Annotated in this window: 17 protein-coding genes and 1 pseudogene; 8 read left to right on the forward strand and 10 right to left on the reverse strand. The window is 58.4% G+C overall.

Going from position 1 to position 16,937, the window contains the following annotated elements; all coding sequences use genetic code 11:
- Positions 1-182: 182 nt before the first annotated feature.
- Complete coding sequence (locus KGFNPO_RS16185; protein ID WP_472632256.1) at positions 183-1,250, reverse strand: penicillin-binding protein activator; 1,068 nt, start codon at positions 1,248-1,250, stop codon at positions 183-185.
- Between KGFNPO_RS16185 and KGFNPO_RS16190 the strand changes: the two genes are divergently transcribed.
- The 3 genes from KGFNPO_RS16190 (at position 1,249) to KGFNPO_RS16200 (ending at position 3,030) form a co-directional block, all read left to right on the forward strand.
- Positions 1,249-1,500, forward strand: a complete 252-nt coding sequence (locus tag KGFNPO_RS16190; RefSeq protein ID WP_472632257.1) for a hypothetical protein — start codon at positions 1,249-1,251, stop codon at positions 1,498-1,500. The two genes, KGFNPO_RS16185 and KGFNPO_RS16190, sit on opposite strands and share 2 nt — an antisense overlap.
- Positions 1,497-2,402 (forward strand): 16S rRNA (cytidine(1402)-2'-O)-methyltransferase, encoded by a 906-nt coding sequence (gene rsmI / locus KGFNPO_RS16195; RefSeq protein ID WP_472632258.1) that lies wholly within the window; start codon positions 1,497-1,499, stop codon positions 2,400-2,402. The genes KGFNPO_RS16190 and rsmI overlap by 4 nt, the downstream gene beginning before the upstream one ends.
- Before the next feature lie 262 nt (positions 2,403-2,664).
- A complete protein-coding gene (locus KGFNPO_RS16200) occupies positions 2,665-3,030 on the forward strand; it encodes a helix-turn-helix domain-containing protein (RefSeq protein WP_472632259.1) in 366 nt (121 codons plus the stop codon).
- 58 nt (positions 3,031-3,088) lie between these two features.
- Here the strand turns inward: KGFNPO_RS16200 and KGFNPO_RS16205 are convergent, their stop codons facing one another.
- The 6 genes from KGFNPO_RS16205 to KGFNPO_RS16230 form a co-directional block, all read right to left on the reverse strand.
- Entirely contained in the window at positions 3,089-4,090 is a 1,002-nt protein-coding gene (locus KGFNPO_RS16205; protein ID WP_472632260.1) for a septal ring lytic transglycosylase RlpA family protein, read from the reverse strand.
- A 228-nt stretch (positions 4,091-4,318) separates the two neighbouring features.
- Positions 4,319-5,425 carry a rod shape-determining protein RodA gene (gene rodA / locus KGFNPO_RS16210; protein WP_472632261.1) on the reverse strand — a complete coding sequence of 369 codons (1,107 nt, stop codon included), beginning with the start codon at positions 5,423-5,425 and terminating at the stop codon, positions 4,319-4,321.
- A gap of 42 nt (positions 5,426-5,467) precedes the next feature.
- On the reverse strand, positions 5,468-7,441 hold the full coding sequence (mrdA, locus tag KGFNPO_RS16215; protein ID WP_472632262.1) for a penicillin-binding protein 2: 1,974 nt from the start codon (positions 7,439-7,441) through the stop codon (positions 5,468-5,470).
- Between the two features lie 31 nt (positions 7,442-7,472).
- Positions 7,473-7,985: a rod shape-determining protein MreD gene (gene mreD / locus KGFNPO_RS16220; protein ID WP_472632263.1), complete on the reverse strand. Its 513-nt coding sequence runs from the start codon at positions 7,983-7,985 to the stop codon at positions 7,473-7,475.
- The gene (gene mreC / locus KGFNPO_RS16225; RefSeq protein WP_472632264.1) at positions 7,982-9,031 is read right to left on the reverse strand and encodes a rod shape-determining protein MreC; all 1,050 of its coding nucleotides are present in this window, start codon (positions 9,029-9,031) and stop codon (positions 7,982-7,984) included. The genes mreD and mreC overlap by 4 nt, the downstream gene beginning before the upstream one ends.
- 245 nt (positions 9,032-9,276) lie before the next feature.
- Positions 9,277-10,320, reverse strand: coding sequence for a rod shape-determining protein (locus tag KGFNPO_RS16230; RefSeq protein WP_472613909.1), 1,044 nt, complete (start codon positions 10,318-10,320; stop codon positions 9,277-9,279).
- Between the two features lie 258 nt (positions 10,321-10,578).
- Here KGFNPO_RS16230 and gatC point away from each other — a divergent pair, with 258 nt between their 5' ends.
- The 4 genes from gatC (at position 10,579) to KGFNPO_RS16250 (ending at position 14,545) form a co-directional block, all read left to right on the forward strand.
- The gene (gatC, locus tag KGFNPO_RS16235) at positions 10,579-10,881 is read left to right on the forward strand and encodes an Asp-tRNA(Asn)/Glu-tRNA(Gln) amidotransferase subunit GatC (RefSeq protein WP_472632265.1); all 303 of its coding nucleotides are present in this window, start codon (positions 10,579-10,581) and stop codon (positions 10,879-10,881) included.
- A gap of 202 nt (positions 10,882-11,083) precedes the next feature.
- Positions 11,084-12,556, forward strand: a complete 1,473-nt coding sequence (gene gatA, locus KGFNPO_RS16240) for an Asp-tRNA(Asn)/Glu-tRNA(Gln) amidotransferase subunit GatA (RefSeq protein ID WP_472632266.1) — start codon at positions 11,084-11,086, stop codon at positions 12,554-12,556.
- A 39-nt stretch (positions 12,557-12,595) separates the two neighbouring features.
- On the forward strand, positions 12,596-14,056 hold the full coding sequence (gene gatB / locus KGFNPO_RS16245; protein WP_472632267.1) for an Asp-tRNA(Asn)/Glu-tRNA(Gln) amidotransferase subunit GatB: 1,461 nt from the start codon (positions 12,596-12,598) through the stop codon (positions 14,054-14,056).
- A gap of 84 nt (positions 14,057-14,140) precedes the next feature.
- On the forward strand, positions 14,141-14,545 hold the full coding sequence (locus tag KGFNPO_RS16250; protein WP_472632268.1) for a DUF2721 domain-containing protein: 405 nt from the start codon (positions 14,141-14,143) through the stop codon (positions 14,543-14,545).
- Between the two features lie 35 nt (positions 14,546-14,580).
- Here KGFNPO_RS16250 and pyrE read toward each other — a convergent pair whose 3' ends face one another.
- The gene (gene pyrE / locus KGFNPO_RS16255; protein WP_472632269.1) at positions 14,581-15,243 is read right to left on the reverse strand and encodes an orotate phosphoribosyltransferase; all 663 of its coding nucleotides are present in this window, start codon (positions 15,241-15,243) and stop codon (positions 14,581-14,583) included.
- Between the two features lie 177 nt (positions 15,244-15,420).
- Between pyrE and KGFNPO_RS16260 the strand changes: the two genes are divergently transcribed.
- Positions 15,421-16,197: an exodeoxyribonuclease III gene (locus tag KGFNPO_RS16260; RefSeq protein ID WP_472632270.1), complete on the forward strand. Its 777-nt coding sequence runs from the start codon at positions 15,421-15,423 to the stop codon at positions 16,195-16,197.
- Positions 16,198-16,200: 3 nt separating this feature from the next.
- On the opposite strand, the gene KGFNPO_RS16265 is transcribed toward KGFNPO_RS16260, so the two are convergent.
- Both KGFNPO_RS16265 and KGFNPO_RS16270 read right to left on the reverse strand, forming a co-directional pair.
- Entirely contained in the window at positions 16,201-16,668 is a 468-nt protein-coding gene (locus tag KGFNPO_RS16265) for a GTPase (protein WP_472632271.1), read from the reverse strand.
- Positions 16,665-16,889 (reverse strand): annotated as a pseudogene (locus KGFNPO_RS16270) (helix-turn-helix domain-containing protein); the annotation flags it as partial. The gene KGFNPO_RS16265 and the pseudogene KGFNPO_RS16270, both read right to left, overlap by 4 nt.
- Positions 16,890-16,937 lie beyond the last annotated feature (48 nt).

Consider the following 16,937-nt stretch of genomic DNA (forward strand, 5'->3'; position numbering starts at 1 on the left):
GCGTAGCGGCTCACTTCGCTCCTCTCTCCCGCTTGCGGGAGAGAGGCTGGGAGGTGAGGCAGGGGTTTCGGGCAGCCTGCTGTCCGCCTGCTGAACGGCATTTGCTTGCAAGCAAATGTGCGCCCTGCAAGGGAGGGCGGCCATGACTCTTTCCTGAATTTTGGTGGTATTCGCCATGGCCGTTAGCGCACGCCTGGCAGCAGCAGCGCCGTCCCGTCCTGATACACCGCTTGTGGCGTAATACGTTTGAAACTGGCGCTGCCGGGGCCGAAAGTCACCGCCAGCCGGCCAGTCACGCCGTCGATTTCGAATTGTTCGTGGGCGGCAGCGATTTCACGGGCCACACGGAAGGCGTCGATCCCCAGCGCATACAGCCGTTCCAGATCCGGATTGCTTTTCTGGTCGGCGCCCGTGACCAGGCGCGGGTAAGCCATCACTGCCGGATGGTCGGGTTGCAGTTGCCACGGCATATCCACCAGATGCAACCCTTCGATCAGAGGATCGACTGGCCTGTCCGGGCTATTGGGCACAAGCAATGGGTTGAGTTGCGAGGTGCCGTAGACCGGAATTTCGGTGCCGATTGCCTGCCGCAATTGTCTGGTCAGGCCGGCATCCATCGACACGAACAACAGCGCCGGCTGTTCGTGCTGCAGCCGGCTACGCAACTGCCCCATGCCATTCGCGCTCAGGTAACCGTCAACCAGGCCCAGCTCCATTGATTGCGACGACAGGCCCAGGCGCTGCCACTCTGCCGCAAAGGCCTTGGCGGCACGATGTTGCCACGCGATATTCGTGCCGACCACAAAGGCGTTGGCGCCGGGATGCTCCAGGCTGGCCCAGCGCGCCACCTGGCGTGCTTCATCTTCGACCGACAATCCCATCGCCAGCATTTTCGGCGGTAAGGGCGCCGCCCCCTCCTGCACTGGCTGGTTCAGCACGATGGTGGGAATATGCACCGCACCGCTTTGCGCGATGGCCGCTACCCCGCCGCGCGACAGCGGGCCGACGATCACATCCTGGCTGGCTTGCGCATCCAGATAAGCCGACAGCGTGTGCGCCGCCACATCGTCGCTAGCGATCACAGTGACGGTGACGCCTTCCTGCTCGCGCGCATACGCCGCCATGAAACCGGCGCGCACCGCCTCAGCCGCTGTGCCCAGGGTTTCGGAGCGTAGCGGCAACAACAGCGCGATGCGCGTCGCGAGCGGTTTTTCCGGCATAGGTTTTTCCGGCATAGGTTTTTCCGGCATGAATACCGCCACATCCGGCGGCGCCACGCTGCTGGTTTGTGCCCCGGGCCAAGACTGGAGCCCGGCGTCGGCAGGCGCTGTCGCTGACGCCCTCGGCATGGTTGTATTTGCCGGCACAGGCGCGCACAATGCATCCGCTGCGCCGCACCGGTCAAATATCGGGGCCAGACTGACGCTGCTGCAGCCCGCCAGCACACTGCACAACAGCAGCATTTTTATCCATTTGCACGACATCGACCACTCCTCATGAATCCTGTTTCCAATAATGCCCCGGTCGCTTTGCCACTGATGGATGAAGTGGCGCGCCAAGTGTATCCCGCCTCCACATTATATGTGCTGGCAACACCGATCGGAAACTTCGCCGACATCACGCTGCGCGCCTTGCATGTGCTGGCGCTGGTGGACGCGGTGGCCTGCGAAGACACCCGCAATACCGGCCACTTGCTGACGCGCTACGGCTTGTCGAAAAGCCTGATTGCCGCCCATCAGCATAACGAGCGCGAAGTCGCTGAAAAACTGATAGCGCGCCTGCAAGCCGGTGAGCGCATCGCGCTGGTGTCGGACGCCGGCACCCCGGCCGTTTCCGACCCGGGCGCGCGCATCGTCGATGCGGTGCGCGCCGCCGGCTTGCGCGTGATGCCTTTGCCCGGCCCATCGGCCGCCATCGCCGCCCTGTCGGCCAGCGGCCTGGTCTGCGACCAGTTCCACTTTGTCGGCTTCCTGCCGGCCAAGGCCAAGCAACGGGACGCCGCGCTGGAATTGCTGCGCACTACTGCCGCGACTCTGATATTTTACGAAGCGCCGCACCGCATCAGCGCGGCGGTCGATGCGCTGGCGGCGGCGTTTGAGGGAACGCGTCAAATCGTGTTCGCCCGGGAATTGACCAAGTTATTCGAGGAAATCCATCGTTGCCGATTGGCGGACGCCAGCGCCTGGGTGGCGCAGGACGCGCATCATCAGAAGGGCGAATTCGTGCTGCTGCTGGAAGGCGCGCCGCCCGCCGCCGAAGCGGATGACGCCGAGGCCGAGCGCGTGTTGCGCATCCTGCTGGCGGAATGCACCGTCAAACAAGCCGCAACGCTGGCCGCGCAAATCACCGGCCACAAGAAAAATGCGCTGTATGAACTGGCATTGGGCATAAAAGCGGAGTAAGCGCAGCCGTCCGGAATGCTTCCGGTTTAATTACTATCCCGCCGGCATGGCAATCAAGACAATCAAGAACAAAATAGTGCGCTTTTGTAGGAGCGCACCCGGGCGCGACCGACGGCTGCAGTCTGGCGACTGCTTTCGCGCCCGGGTGCGCTCCTACAAGAACCACTTCGTTTTGGAAGTCTCTTAACAAGACCAGTATATTCATGGGCACGGCTGGTCAAGGCAAACAGCAGTACAGAAAACTCTCTCATAGGAAATCGCAATGAACCATCGTTTGACAAAAGATGAATTTGACGCGCTTGGACAAGTCAGCAAGATGCCCAAGTTCACCAAGCCAAGCGCGTGCGTGGCAAGAAACGCCAAGCGCCTTACCGGTCTGAAATATATTGCACATGGAAAAGACGGCAGCCTGACGCTGACCGAGAAAGGACAAAAAACACTGTTTGCCCAGCGCTGCATCGACGCCCTGCGCGCGGTATCGACAGACCCGCTCGCCAAGCTGGAGGCCGATGTCGTCACCTTCCATAGTAAAAAAGGCTACATCATTCCCGGGCTAGAGTCGGGCGGGTTCGACATCACGCCAAGAGGGCAGGAATGCCTGGCGGACATTGATGCCACCGGCGGCTAATTAGAATAATTTCGCCCGATTTGGCGATGCACGGCAGTAGCGCCCGCAGTTGCAACATTCAGCGCTGCACGATGAACGGCATGGCGGCGCCGGAGGATTGCATTTTTTGCGCCGCCTGCTGCGCCGCGGTGAGGTTCATATACGGCCCGCTATACAGGCGATACAGCGCACCGGCCTGCACTACTTCGATCGGCTGCAAGGTACCGGCCCAGTTCTGCGTCAGCTGGCTGCGCATCGAATGCGCGTTATAGGCTTGGCCATAAGCGCCCAGCTGCAAATAAAAACCGTTATCCGCTCCATTTGCGCCCCGTTCAGCGGTTGCCATTGCTGCCGGCTGCGTCTGCAGCAATGACGCTGCCAGTAGCTGCGGCTCACTCGATTTTTCGCTCTGGATGCGGGCAATATCGTCCGGCAGCAAACGCTCGACTTCCAGTTGGCTGCTGCCCTTGTCCAGATAGCCCAGCTTCAGCGCGGCAGCATACGACAGGTCGATGATGCGGCTGGAAAGGAACGGGCCGCGGTCGTTGACACGCACGATCACCTGCTTGCCGTTGACCTGATTGGTGACCCGCGCGTAAGACGGAATCGGCAAGGTTGGATGCGCTGCCGTCATCTGGTACATGTCGTACAGTTCGCCGGAAGAAGTTTTCTGGCCGTGAAATTTCTTGCCGTACCAGCTGCCGATGCCGCGCTGGCGCAACGGGACGTCTTCCGTGATTGGCGTATAGGTCTGGCCGAACACCACATATGGCCGGTTGCCCCGGGTGGAATAAGGCTCGACTTTCGGCTCGGCGTCCGGCAATGCATGCAGGTCGTCTGGCGGGTTGGCGCCCGGGCCATCGTCCTGGTAATAACCGCCGCGGCCGGAACCGGCAGCCGGCAGGGTGGGAAGCGCAGTGCGCTTCGGATGGAGCTTCTTGGCGGCAACGCCGGACTGGGCCGAAGCCGGCACTGACGTCTTCGGCAGACTGCTGCAGCCCCACAACAGCGATGCCGATAACAGCATCACGCCATATTGGAGGTTTGCCAGCCTGACTGGGGGATATTTGCCGAACTGCATCATGAGCTCCTGATGGCGTTAGATTGAATCGCCGGCGATTGCTCACGCGCGCTGCGCGAACCATTGCCGGCCGTTTTGAAGCTTCCCCGGAATATTTATACTACGCATTGTATTTTTTAATATGTACAAAATACTTGCGGAAAAGCATGTAATTTTAGCTATACTCCTATTAAATTCAATAAATGACAGGTGCTTTTGCAGCTTCGTGCCGGTGCTGCAAAACCCGCTTCAGGTTTGAATCAGCTTGCGGTGGCGCTGGATGCTCATCAGAATGCCGGCGCCCAGCCCCAGCGTCACCATCGCGGTGCCGCCGTAACTCATCAGCGGCAGCGGCACGCCCACCACCGGCAGGATACCACTGACCATACCCATGTTGACGAACGCATAGGTGAAGAAGATCAGCGTAATCGCCCCCGCCAGCAGGCGCGCGAACAAGGTCGGCGCATTGGCGGCGATCATCAGGCCGCGGATTACCAGCAGCGCATACAGGCTCAGCAGGAAGATATTGCCGATCAAGCCGAATTCTTCGGAAAAGACCGCAAAGATGAAATCGGTAGTGCGCTCCGGAATGAATTCCAGATGCGACTGCGTGCCGTGCAGCCAGCCCTTGCCATGGATGCCGCCGGAGCCGACCGCGATGGTTGACTGGATGATATGAAAGCCCTTGCCCAGCGGGTCCAGCGTCGGATCGATCAGCATCATCACGCGCGCACGCTGATAATCGTGCAACAGAGTCCAGACCACCGGCAGGCTGGCGCTAACCGCCAGAACTAGCCCAAGCAGCACTTTCCACGACAGCCCGGCCAGGAAAATTACATAAAACCCGGCTGCCAGCACCAGTACCGCCGTTCCCAGATCGGGCTGCTTGACGATCAGGCCGACCGGGACTATCAGCAACAGGCCGGCAATCAGGAACTCGCGCCAGTGCACCCTGCCTTCGCGTTTCTGGAAGAACCAGGCCAGCATCAGCGGCATCGCAATTTTCATGATCTCGGACGGCTGGATCACCACGCCGAGATCGATCCAGCGCCGCGCACCCTTCTTCACCAGGCCGAATACAGCCACCGCCACCAACAAGGTAATGCCCAATGTATACACCGGCACTGCAACGCGCATCAGCGTTTGCGGTGGGATGGTGGCGGCCACCCATAGCACGCCAAACGCAATCAGGATGTTGCGCAGATGATCTTCAATCCGGCCCGGGAAATCGATGCCGGCCGAATACACGGTGACGATTCCGGTCGCCACGATCAGGAATACGATCAACGCCAGCGGCCCGTCGAATACGTTCAGGAATGGCTTGACGACCTGCCATGGGTGGCGCTTCTCAAGCATGATGCGCGGGCAGCGACTGCGGCCGTGGGTGAATATCCATCATTAGTCCTCGTGAAGGTGGGGCTCGCTCGCCGCCAGTTTTGCGCTGTCGGCAGATGCTGGCTGCGGGTTCGGTTTCGGGGCCGCGCGCTTGCCGCTGGCAATAACCGGATTCGACGGGTCTTGCGGCCGCTTGTCCAGCAGATAATAATCGAGCGCCTTTTTGACGATGGGAGCCGCAACAGCAGCCCCGAAGCCGCCGTTTTCGACAATCACGGCAATCGCAATGCGCGGCTGGTCAGCCGGCGCAAAAGCCGTATACAGCGAATGGTCGAGCAAACGTTCCGCCCTCGTTTTGGCATCGTATTTCTCGTTTTTTTTCATCCCGGTAACCTGCGCGGTGCCGGTCTTGCCGCCCGATTCATAGCCGGCATTGGCAAACACCCGCGAGGACGTGCCTTCATGCGTAACGCCCACCATGGCCCGCTTGATGAAGTCGATATTTTTCTGCGCCAGCTTGATGCGGTAGCTTTCCTTGGGCACGGTCAGGGTGCGCTCGCGGGTGCGCGCATTCTCCACCATCTTGACCAGATGCGGCTTCATTACCACTCCATTGTTGGCCAGGTTGGCCACCGCATGCGCTATTTGCAATGGCGTAAACGCGTTATAACCTTGACCGATGCCAAGCGAAATCGTTTCGCCCCCATACCATTTTTGTTGCGCCGCATTTTTGTAGGAAGTGCGTTTCCACGAAGTAGACGGCAGCAGGCCGCTGCGCTCATGCTCCAGATCGATTCCCGTCAGTTGACCAAAACCGAACGGTTTCATGAAATCGTGCATGGTGTCGACGCCCAGGTCATTGGCCAGCATGTAATAGTAAGTGTTGCACGACTGCACGATCGATTTATACATATCGACCGTGCCGTGGCCACCCGGCTTGTCATCCATGAATGTATGGTTGCCCAGATTGAAATAACCGGGGTCACGGATCGCCATCTCCGGCGTGCGCTTGCCGAGCTCCAGCGCGGCCAGCGCCATGAATGGCTTGTAGGTTGAGCCCGGCGGATAGGTGCCGGCCAGCGGGCGATTGAATAACGGCCGGTCGATCGACTCGTTCAATGCATCCCAGCTTTGCTGGTCGATGCCTTCCACGAACAGGTTCGGATCGAACGATGGCCGCGATACGAAGGCCAATACATCGCCGGTTTTGGGCTCGATTGCCACCAGCGCGCCGCGCCGGTCGCCAAACGCTTGCTCGACAATTTGCTGCAACTCCATATCGATCGACAGGATCAGATTATTGCCGGGCACGGCCGGCGCTCTGGACAAGGTGCGCACCGCTTTGCCGCTGGCCGAGACTTCGACTTTTTCATAGCCGGTGGTGCCATGCAGCACTGTCTCATAGCTTTTTTCCAGGCCATTCTTGCCGATGTAACTGGTGCCGTTATAGTTGGCGGCAGCGTCCGAATCGTCGATGACATCGGCATCCCTTTGGCTGATGCGGCCGATGTAACCGATCACGTGCGCGGCCGATTCGTTTAACGGATACTGCCGAAACGGCCGGGCCTGGATCTCGACGCCGGCAAAGCGGTAACGCTGCACGGTGAAACGGGCCACCTCTTCATCGGTGAGCCGGGTGCGCAGCGGCAAACTTCCCAATTTTTTGGATTCATCCAGCAGCTTCCTGAAACGCTTGCGGTCTCTGCTCTGGATATCGATCAAAGTTGCCAGCTCGTCAATCACATCGTCGAGCTTGCGGTCCAGCTTGGAAGGTGTTATTTCCAGCGTATAGGCGGAATAATTGTGCGCCAGAACGACGCCATTGCGGTCCATGATGGAACCGCGGTTGGGCACCAACGGGATAATTGAGATCCGGTTGTTTTCAGCCCGCGCTGCATAATCGTCATGTCTGTAGACCTGCAACCACAGGAAGCGCGACAACAACAAGCCGAAGCAGACCAGTACGAAGATGCCCGCCACCGTCAGCCGCAGGCGAAAGAAATATAATTCACGCTCGGTGTTCTTGAATTCAGTCATGCATTTTCCGCCACCGCTTCATTCTCCATGCTCACAGCGGTCGCGTCTCATCCCGGTCGATGGACCGCCGCTGCGGCGCCAGCAACAGCCCTGTCACCAGCGGCCACAAGGCAGCTGAAACAAAGCTTTCCAGGAAAAACGACCAGCCGGGCATCTTGCCGCTGACCAGCAGCTGCACCACCATCTGCACCAGCTGCGTCATCAGCAATAAAGGCAGGATGTACCAGATCTGCGACAGGGTGGGAAACCACAGCACGCGGCGGTGAATAGTGATCGCAAAATAGGACAGCAAGGTATAAGCCAGCGCGTTTTCCCCCAGCAGCGCGGCATCGTGTACATCCATCAGCAAGCCCATCAAGAAGGCAACCCCGATACCCACCCTGCGCGGCTGGTGGATGCTCCAGAATACCAACACCAGCGCGACGAAATCGGGCATCCCGATCCAGCCGCCCAGCGGTTGCAAATTCAGCAGGAATGCCCCGACCAGGCTGAAAAAGATGAACCAGGGGTTGGCCGGCAACAGGATGTAATGGGGGCGGCTCATTGCGTGGATTCCGGGTGTTTAGGCGCAGCACTGGCGGGGTTTTTTGCGTTTGCCACCGCACGCTGCGGACCAGCCTGGTCTTGCTTGCCAGTAATTTTCTTGCCCGTGTCTTGCTTGGGCTTGTCTGGTTTGACCTTTTCTTGCCTGGCTGGTCCTTGCTTGCCGGTGACTTGCTTGCTCTTGTCAACGGTTGCCGGAGCAAGGGGCTGCTGTTTTGCTTGCGCCAGCAAAATCAGGAACTGCTTGTTGTTGCCAATCCCGGCCAGCGGCGCGCTGGTCACGCGCAGGAAAGAATCGTTCAATATATTCTCAACCTGCACCACGCGCGCCACCGACAAGCCGGCCGGATAAATCCCGTCGATGCCGGAAGTCGTCAGCACGTCCCCCTTCCGGATGTCGGCATTGGTTGCAATGAAGCGCAAATCAAGCAGCCCGGATTGACCATGGCCATACGCCACGCTGCGCAAGCCATTGCGCACGATCATCACGGGAATAGCTTGATCCCGATCCGTCAATAAGGTGATTTCCGAGGTAAAGGGAAATACCCGCGTGACTTGGCCGACCACGCCCACATCATCGATGACCGGCTGCCCGGCAGCCACGCCATGCCGTGCGCCACGGTTGACCACGATCTTGCGGCTGTAAGCATCGCGCGCATCGTACAGAATTTCAGCCAGCACCGACTGCACCAACAAACGCTCGGCCGCCGCCATCAGTTTGCGCAACTGGCCGTTCTCTGCTATCAGTTGTTGCGATTGCTGGATTACCTGGGCATTCTGGAGTTGCTGCGAGCGCAAGCCGTTGACTTCTTTTTGCAACGTCGCAACCGTTAAAAAATATTCGCCCACCCGATATGCGGCATCGCGCGGCATCAGCGCCACCATCTGCAATGGATAGAGCGCAGTGCCAACCGCCTGGCGAATCAGACCGAGCGAGCGCAGGTTGGAATCGACCACTAGCAAGACGATTGCGATCAATGCGAAAAATACCACTTTCACCCGTGCCGAGGCGCCTTGCTTGAAAAGTGGCGGTGGACTGTATTGCATTCAAATCAATCTAATCTAACTGATGTTACGCACGGTGCATGCAAGACATGAAAAACCTGGTCCACGAAAGACACTAAAGAATGCATAACGTCATCCTTTCGACTGCTGCAGAGAAGGTTTTTTCGTGTCTTTTGTGGACTGAATTTTTTGTACATAACATCAGCTGCAACCGTAATTGCAACCGTAATTGCAACCTTAGTTCCAACCTTAATTGCGCCCTTGGCAACTTACCAATATCGCACTGTTTATTCGTGCGAAAAAATCGAACCCAACTTATCCATGCGTTCCAGCGCCATGCCGGAGCCGCGCACCACGCAGGTCAGCGGATCTTCGGCCACGATGACTGGCAGGCCGGTCTCTTCCATCAGCAGACGGTCGAGGTCGCGCAACAAGGCGCCGCCACCGGTGAGCATCATGCCTTTATCGGCAATATCGGCACCCAGTTCCGGCGGTGTTTGCTCCAGCGCATTCTTGACCGCGGAGACGATATTGTTGAGCGGGTCCGTCAGCGCTTCCAGGATTTCATTGCTGGAAATAGTGAAAGAGCGCGGGATGCCTTCCGACAGGTTGCGTCCCTTGACTTCCATTTCCTTGACTTCCGAGCCCGGGAAAGCCGAGCCGATGGTTTTCTTGATCATTTCAGCGGTTTGCTCGCCGATCAACATGCCGTAGTTGCGCCGGATGTAATTGACGATGGCTTCATCGAATTTGTCGCCGCCGACCCGGATCGAGCCTTTGTAGACCATGCCGCCGAGCGAGATGATGCCGACTTCGGTGGTGCCGCCGCCGATATCGACCACCATCGAACCGGTCGCTTCCGACACCGGCAAGCCGGCACCGATCGCAGCCGCCATCGGCTCTTCAATCAAAAATACCTGCGAAGCGCCGGCTCCCAGCGCCGACTCGCGGATCGCGCGGCGCTCGACCTGGGTTGAGCCGCAGGGCACGCAAATGATGATGCGTGGCGATGGCTTGAAGAACTTGGTGTCATGCACCATGCGGATGAATTGCTTGAGCATTTGCTCGGTGACGGTGAAATCGGCGATCACGCCGTCTTTCATCGGACGAATCGCTTCGATGTTGCCGGGCACTTTGCCCAGCATTTGCTTGGCTTCCTTGCCGACTGCCATGATGGTTTTTTTGCCGTTCGGCCCGCCCTCCTGGCGAATCGCGACCACCGACGGTTCATCCAGCACGATACCCAGGCTACGCACGTAAATCAACGTGTTGGCGGTACCCAGATCGATGGCCAGATCATTCGAAAAATAATTACGTAAAAATCCAAACATGAATTGTCCTGATGCGCAACAATAGTGCGCTTAAGCATTTTGAGGTGGTTGTAGATGGTCGTATATGCCTGCAGCGATACTACGAGCGCGCCAGCAAGGCATTAACCGGGCATTCTACCTTATAATTCAGTGGAACCATGGCCGAACACAGGCCAAACTCAGGTCGCAAATTATTGCACATAGCGCAATTTTGACGCGGTTTTGCACCGCCAAAATACTTTTCCCATCCTTTCATGCGCACTCAAGCGCCAGCCAGCCATGTCATTAACCATTTCCGACGTCAAACGTATCGCCCACCTGGCGCAACTCGAACTGAGTGAAGCGCAAGCCGCCACCTCGCTGGTGCAGCTCAATGGGATATTTGCGCTGGTCGAGCAAATGCGCGCGGTCGATACCACCGGCATCGAACCGTTGAGCCATCCGATCGCTGCCTACATGCCAAATCTGGCGCTGCGGCTGCGGGAAGACGTGGCGACCGAGCCCAACCGGCGCGAAGATTATCAAAAAGCCGCGCCCGCCATCCAGGATGGCTTGTATCTGGTGCCCAAAGTGATCGAATAATCAATCGAATAATCAATGTCACGCGGCGTCTACGGAAGACGCGCGGACCGGCCTCAGGCCACAATGAATTTCGAAAAAGTAAGGAGTATCATCATTTTTATGGCATTTTCCGCATAATTTTATTGCGTCCATGAAATATACTCTCTAAGAGAGAGCGAAGTGAGTCGCACCGCAACTTTCACGTTAGAAGAATACCGACCTCATGCATACCAAAACCATCAAGCAACTCTCGGCCCTGCTCCAGGCCAAACAGATTTCCGCCACCGAACTGGCGGCGCTGCATCTGGAGCGCATCCGGCGCAGCGATCTGAATGCCTTCCTGCACGTGGATGCAGCGCTGACCTTGCAGCAGGCGGCAGCCGCCGACGCGCGCATTGCCAGCAATCAAGCCACGCCGCTGACCGGGATTCCGATCGCGCACAAGGATATTTTCGTCACGCGCGGCTGGCGCTCGACTGCCGGCTCCAAGATGCTGGAAAATTACACCAGCCCGTTCGATGCCAGCGTGGTGGAGCAGTGCAATGCCGCCGGCATGGTGACGTTGGGCAAGCTCAATTGCGACGAATTCGCGATGGGCTCCGCCAATGAAAACTCGTTCTTCGGCCCGGTCAAAAATCCATGGGACAAGCGCGCAGTACCAGGCGGATCGAGCGGCGGTTCGGCCGCCGCACTGGCGGCACGCTTGACGCCGGCTGCCACCGGCACCGATACCGGCGGTTCGATTCGCCAGCCGGCCGCGCTGTGTGGCATTACCGGCATCAAACCGACCTACGGCCGGGTGTCGCGCTTCGGCATGATCGCCTTCGCCTCCTCGCTGGATCAGGCCGGCCCGATGGCCAGGACGGCCGAAGATTGCGCGTTATTGTTAAGCACGATGGCCGGCTTCGATGCGCGCGACTCGACCAGCCTCGAATGCGGCAAAGGCGGCGACCGTGAAGACTACAGCCGCGACCTGAATCAACCGCTGCAAGGCCTGCGCATCGGTCTGCCGAAAGAATATTTCGGCGCCGGGCTGGCGTCCGACGTCGAACAAGCGATCCGCACCGCGTTGCAGGAATATGAAAAGCTCGGCGCCACCTTGGTCGATATCTCGCTGCCGAACACTGCGCTGTCGATTCCGGTGTATTACGTGATCGCACCGGCCGAAGCATCGTCCAACCTGTCCCGTTTCGACGGCGTGCGCTACGGCCATCGCGCCGAAAAATACACGGACTTGTCGGACATGTACAAAAAAACCCGCGCCGAAGGTTTCGGCGAGGAAGTCCAGCGCCGCATTCTGGTTGGCTCCTACGTGCTGTGCCACGGCTATTACGATGCGTATTACCTGCAAGCGCAAAAAATCCGACGCCTGATCGCGCAAGACTTCCAGCACGCCTTTGCGCAATGCGACGTCATCTTGGGGCCGGTGGCACCGAGCGTGGCGTGGGATCTGGGCGACAAGACCGACGATCCGGTCGCTAATTATTTAGCCGACATCTTCACCTTGTCGACCAGCCTGGCCGGCTTGCCGGGGATGTCGATCCCGTGCGGTTTCGGCCAGGGCGAAAAGAATGCGACACGCCCGGTGGGGCTGCAAATCATCGGCAATTATTTTGCCGAAGCCAAGTTGCTCAATGTCGCCCACCAGTTTCAGCAAGCGACCGACTGGCATCAACGGGCACCGGCCAACATTTAAAAAATCGACACAGACGCTTTTTTAGCGAGCAAGGACACTATGCAATGGGAAGTCGTAATCGGTCTTGAGACGCACGCCCAGCTCTCGACCCAATCAAAAATTTTCAGTGCGGCATCGACCCGTTTCGGTGCCGAACCCAACACCCAGGCTTGCCCGGTCGATCTGGCGCTGCCCGGCGTATTGCCGGTGATGAACCGGGGCGCAGTCGAACGCGCGATCCAGTTCGGGCTGGCGATTGGCGCCACGATTGCGCCGCAATCGATTTTTGCGCGTAAGAATTATTTTTATCCCGACCTGCCAAAAGGCTATCAGATCAGCCAGTTCGAGATTCCGGTAGTACAAGGCGGCCGCGTGCCTTTCATGATGGAACAGGACGGCAAGACCGAGTTGCGCTCGGTGCAACTAACCCGCGCCCACCTGGAAGAAGACGCCGGCAAATCGCTGCACGAGGATTATCACGGCATGACCGGCATCGACCTGAACCGGGCCGGCACTCCGCTGCTGGAAATCGTCACCGAACCCGACATGCGCAGCGCCGCCGAAGCGGTGGCGTACGCCAAGTCGCTGCATGCACTGGTAATGTGGCTCGGCATTTGCGACGGCAACATGCAGGAAGGCTCGTTCCGCTGCGATGCCAACGTCTCGGTGCGCCCGCTCGGACAAAAAGAATACGGCACCCGCTGCGAAATCAAGAACCTGAACTCGTTCCGTTTCATGGAAGATGCGATCAACTATGAAGTGCGGCGCCAGATCGAATTGATCGGCGACGGCGGCAGAGTGGCGCAGGAAACCCGGCTGTACGACCCGGACCAGAAGGAAACCCGCTCGATGCGCAGCAAGGAAGACGCGCAGGATTATCGCTACTTCCCCGACCCCGATTTGCCGCCGCTGGTGATTGCACCCGAGTGGATCGAGCGCGTCAGAGCCACCATGCCGGAACTGCCGGACGCGATGCGCCAACGCCTGATCCGCGATTACGCGCTGCTCGAATACGATGCAGCAGTGCTGACCCAATCGAAAGCGCTGGCAATCTACTTCGAGGCAGTAGTCCTCAAGAGCGGCCCGGAACAAGCCAAAGCAGCCGCCAACTGGCTGATGGGCGACGTCGCATCGACCCTGAAGCGCGCCAACATCGACATCGCCGCCAGCCCGGTATCTGCGGCGCAAGTGGCGCTGTTGTTGCAACGGATTGCCGACGACACCATTTCCAACAAGATCGCCAAGGAAGTGTTTGCGGCGATGTGGGAAGCCGGTCCGGAACACGACGACAGCGCCGACCGCATCATCGAAGCCAAGGGCTTGAAGCAAATCTCGGACAGCGGTGCGCTGGAAACCATCATCGACGTCGTGATGGCCGACAACGCCAAGCTGGTGGATGATTTCCGCGCCGGCAAGGAAAAGGCCTTTAACGCGCTGATCGGCCAAGCCATGAAAGCCACCAAAGGCAAAGCCAATCCAGCCCAAGTGACCGCCCTGCTGAAACAGAAACTTTCTGAATAAACAGGGAGTATAGGCAAATACATGCAGATTACCGCATGTATTTCTTGCGTATTAAAAAATACATATTGATGTATATTGCAGTCCATGAACCTGACCACGCCCGCCTTGCTGTTCCCGGCAATCTCATTGCTGTTGCTGGCCTACACCAACCGCTTCCTGGTGCTGGCGCAGTTGATACGTCAGCTGCACAGCCAGTACAAAAAAGATGATCAAAAAGCGCTTGTGGTGCGCCAGATTGCCAATCTGCGCCACCGCATCACGCTGATCCGGCGCATGCAGGCGCTCGGCGTGATGAGCTTCATCCTGTGCGCAGTCGCCATGTTTCTGGTGTTCATTCAGCTGGAGCTGGCCGCCCAGCTTGCCTTCGGCCTGAGCCTTTTTTTGCTATTGCTATCGCTGATTTTTTCCTTTTACGAAATCACCATCAGCACCCGCGCGATTGAAATCGAACTGGAAGACCTGGAGCAAAAGCTCAATGCGCCGCTGTGATTTTTTTCGCATTCACGACTGATGGTGAAATCGGATCAAACCCCGTAGCGGCGCCGGTAAGCTGCCACGGCGTCCGCATATTGCGCCAGTTGCGGGTTGGCGCCGGCGGCTGAAATATATTCCAGCAAGTCGTCCAGGTTGCCAATCGAGATCACCTCCATCCCATAGTTGCTGCTGACTTCCTGCACCGCCGAATGTGCGGACAGCGCAGCGTCGCTGCCGCTGCGCTCCATCCGGTCGAGCGCGATCAGCACCGCGCAGGGCTGTGCGCCGGCGGCGCGGATCAGTTCGACCGATTCGCGCACCGAAGTGCCGGCCGAAATCACGTCGTCGATGATCACTACCCGCCCCTGCAATTTAGCGCCGACGATGCTGCCGCCTTCGCCGTGGTCCTTGGCTTCCTTGCGGTTATAGGCGAACGGTACGTTGCGGCCTTTTTTGGCCAGCGCCACCGCAGTCGCCGAGGCCAGCGTAATGCCCTTGTAGGCCGGGCCGTACAGCATGTCGAATTCGACCCCGGAATCGAGCAGCGTTTGCGCATAGAATTCGGCCAACTGGCCCAAGGTCTGGCCATAGTTGAACAAGCCGGCATTAAAGAAATACGGCGAGTTGCGGCCCGCCTTGGTGACGAACTGGCCGAATTGCAGCACCCCGGCATCGACCGAAAATGCAATAAATTGTTGGCGTAAATTATTCAAAATATCCTCAGCAACTGTGATCTGACAAAACGTCAGTGATTAATTCAGGTAATTCGATAAAACGCTATTTTAAAGCCATCGCAGCAGATTGATAGCGCAACCCATCTCTCCTCTGCCGCAAAATTATCGTGTTTCGGTTATTCTGCGCACTCACCAAACACGCTTGCCTGCACATTTATGCCGACCATTATTTCCGCCAACCTGAACGGCATCCGCTCCGCCAGTAAAAAAGGTTTTTTCGACTGGATGCAAAAACAGGATGCCGATTTCATCTGCGTCCAGGAACTCAAGGCGCAAGCCGCTGACATGAGCCCCGACATGCTGGCGCCGGCCGGCTATCACGGTCACTTCCATTACGCACAAAAAAAAGGGTATTCCGGCGTCGGCATCTACAGCAAAACCGCCCCGGATGCGGTGCGGATCGGTTTCGGCGACCCCGAATTCGACGCCGAAGGCCGTTATGTGCGCTGCGACTTCGGCGCTCTGACGGTGATTTCACTGTATTGCCCGTCGGGCTCTTCCTCGCCGGAACGCCAGGAAGCCAAATTCCGCTTCATGCTTGCGTTCCAGGCCCATCTGATCGGCTTGAAGGCGGAAGGGCGCGAGTGCGTGATCTGCGGCGACTGGAATATCGCGCATCAGGAAATCGACCTGAAAAACTGGAAAGGCAACCGGAAAAATTCCGGCTTCCTGCCCGAGGAACGGGCCTGGATGACGCAATTGTTCGATGAAATCGGCTTTGTCGATGTCCACCGCACCATCGACGACCGCGCCGAGCAATACACCTGGTGGAGCAATCGCGGCCAGGCCTGGGCCAAAAACGTCGGATGGCGCATCGATTATCACGTCGCCACGCCCGGCATTGCCGGCAATGCCAGCAGCGTGGCAATTTACAAGGACGAGCGTTTTTCCGACCACGCGCCGCTGACCATCAGTTACAGCGGCCAGAAATAACAATCAACAATCGGCATTCAAATCGTCGGTCAATTGCAGCAGACGGTCGTATGGCGGCTGACTCAGGAAAGCCCGCACTTGCGCGATATGGGTTGCTGTGGCCAGACTGATATATAAAAACTGCAGGCGCTGCGGCCGCTGCCGCAAGATCCGGTTCAGAGTCACCTTCAGCGTCAGATTGCCGACGCAGCACAGGCAGCCCGGGGCGATGCGGGCCGCTTGCGCCAGAACGGGGTTGTGCTGCGGATCGAGCGCGGCGGCTTGCTGCGACAGGCCGCTCGGGAAGCCTTCCAGGATCAGCGCGATGCTGCCGTTGGATGTGGAATTGGCTGCGGGCCGGATTGCGGCTGCGATTGCGCCCTCGCGCGCGGCAGCGTCTGCGCCAGTCACCAGCGTGACGCACACCGGCATTTGCCCCTGCTCAACACCCGTTTCCAGGTTCAACTCTCCAGACGCGACGATTCGGCTCAACTATTCGGTTCCGGCGGTACCTCAAGCACTGCATCGCCTTGCAGCTTGCGGGCGGCTTTTACGGATTCGATACCCAGCTGTTTGAGTTTTCGGTATAGATGGGTGCGCTCCAGCCCGGTCCTGTCGGCCACCCGCGTCATACTGCCGCCTTCGCGCGCCAGATGGTGTTCAAAATACACCCGCTCAAAAGCGTCGCGCGCCTCGCGCAGGGGTAATTCAAAGGTCATCGCAAAAAATTGCGGTTCGTTGATTGCTGCAGTGGCCAGCAG

The organism is Gelidimonas diazotrophica, from assembly GCF_055694025.1.

Bases quoted from the DNA above. Each gene is read 5' to 3' on its own strand.
- KGFNPO_RS16250 (WP_472632268.1), top strand. From the start codon at position 14,141: ATGAACCTGACCACGCCCGCCTTGCTGTTCCCGGCAATCTCATTGCTG.
- mrdA (WP_472632262.1), bottom strand. From the start codon at position 7,441: ATGACTGAATTCAAGAACACCGAGCGTGAATTATATTTCTTTCGCCTG.
- KGFNPO_RS16190 (WP_472632257.1), top strand. From the start codon at position 1,249: ATGAATACCGCCACATCCGGCGGCGCCACGCTGCTGGTTTGTGCCCCG.
- rodA (WP_472632261.1), bottom strand. From the start codon at position 5,425: ATGCTTGAGAAGCGCCACCCATGGCAGGTCGTCAAGCCATTCCTGAAC.
- gatB (WP_472632267.1), top strand. From the start codon at position 12,596: ATGCAATGGGAAGTCGTAATCGGTCTTGAGACGCACGCCCAGCTCTCG.
- rsmI (WP_472632258.1), top strand. From the start codon at position 1,497: ATGAATCCTGTTTCCAATAATGCCCCGGTCGCTTTGCCACTGATGGAT.
- gatA (WP_472632266.1), top strand. From the start codon at position 11,084: ATGCATACCAAAACCATCAAGCAACTCTCGGCCCTGCTCCAGGCCAAA.
- gatC (WP_472632265.1), top strand. From the start codon at position 10,579: ATGTCATTAACCATTTCCGACGTCAAACGTATCGCCCACCTGGCGCAA.
- KGFNPO_RS16200 (WP_472632259.1), top strand. From the start codon at position 2,665: ATGAACCATCGTTTGACAAAAGATGAATTTGACGCGCTTGGACAAGTC.
- mreD (WP_472632263.1), bottom strand. From the start codon at position 7,985: ATGAGCCGCCCCCATTACATCCTGTTGCCGGCCAACCCCTGGTTCATC.
- KGFNPO_RS16260 (WP_472632270.1), top strand. From the start codon at position 15,421: ATGCCGACCATTATTTCCGCCAACCTGAACGGCATCCGCTCCGCCAGT.
- KGFNPO_RS16185 (WP_472632256.1), bottom strand. From the start codon at position 1,250: ATGCCGGAAAAACCTATGCCGGAAAAACCTATGCCGGAAAAACCGCTC.
- KGFNPO_RS16205 (WP_472632260.1), bottom strand. From the start codon at position 4,090: ATGCAGTTCGGCAAATATCCCCCAGTCAGGCTGGCAAACCTCCAATAT.
- mreC (WP_472632264.1), bottom strand. From the start codon at position 9,031: ATGCAATACAGTCCACCGCCACTTTTCAAGCAAGGCGCCTCGGCACGG.
- KGFNPO_RS16230 (WP_472613909.1), bottom strand. From the start codon at position 10,320: ATGTTTGGATTTTTACGTAATTATTTTTCGAATGATCTGGCCATCGAT.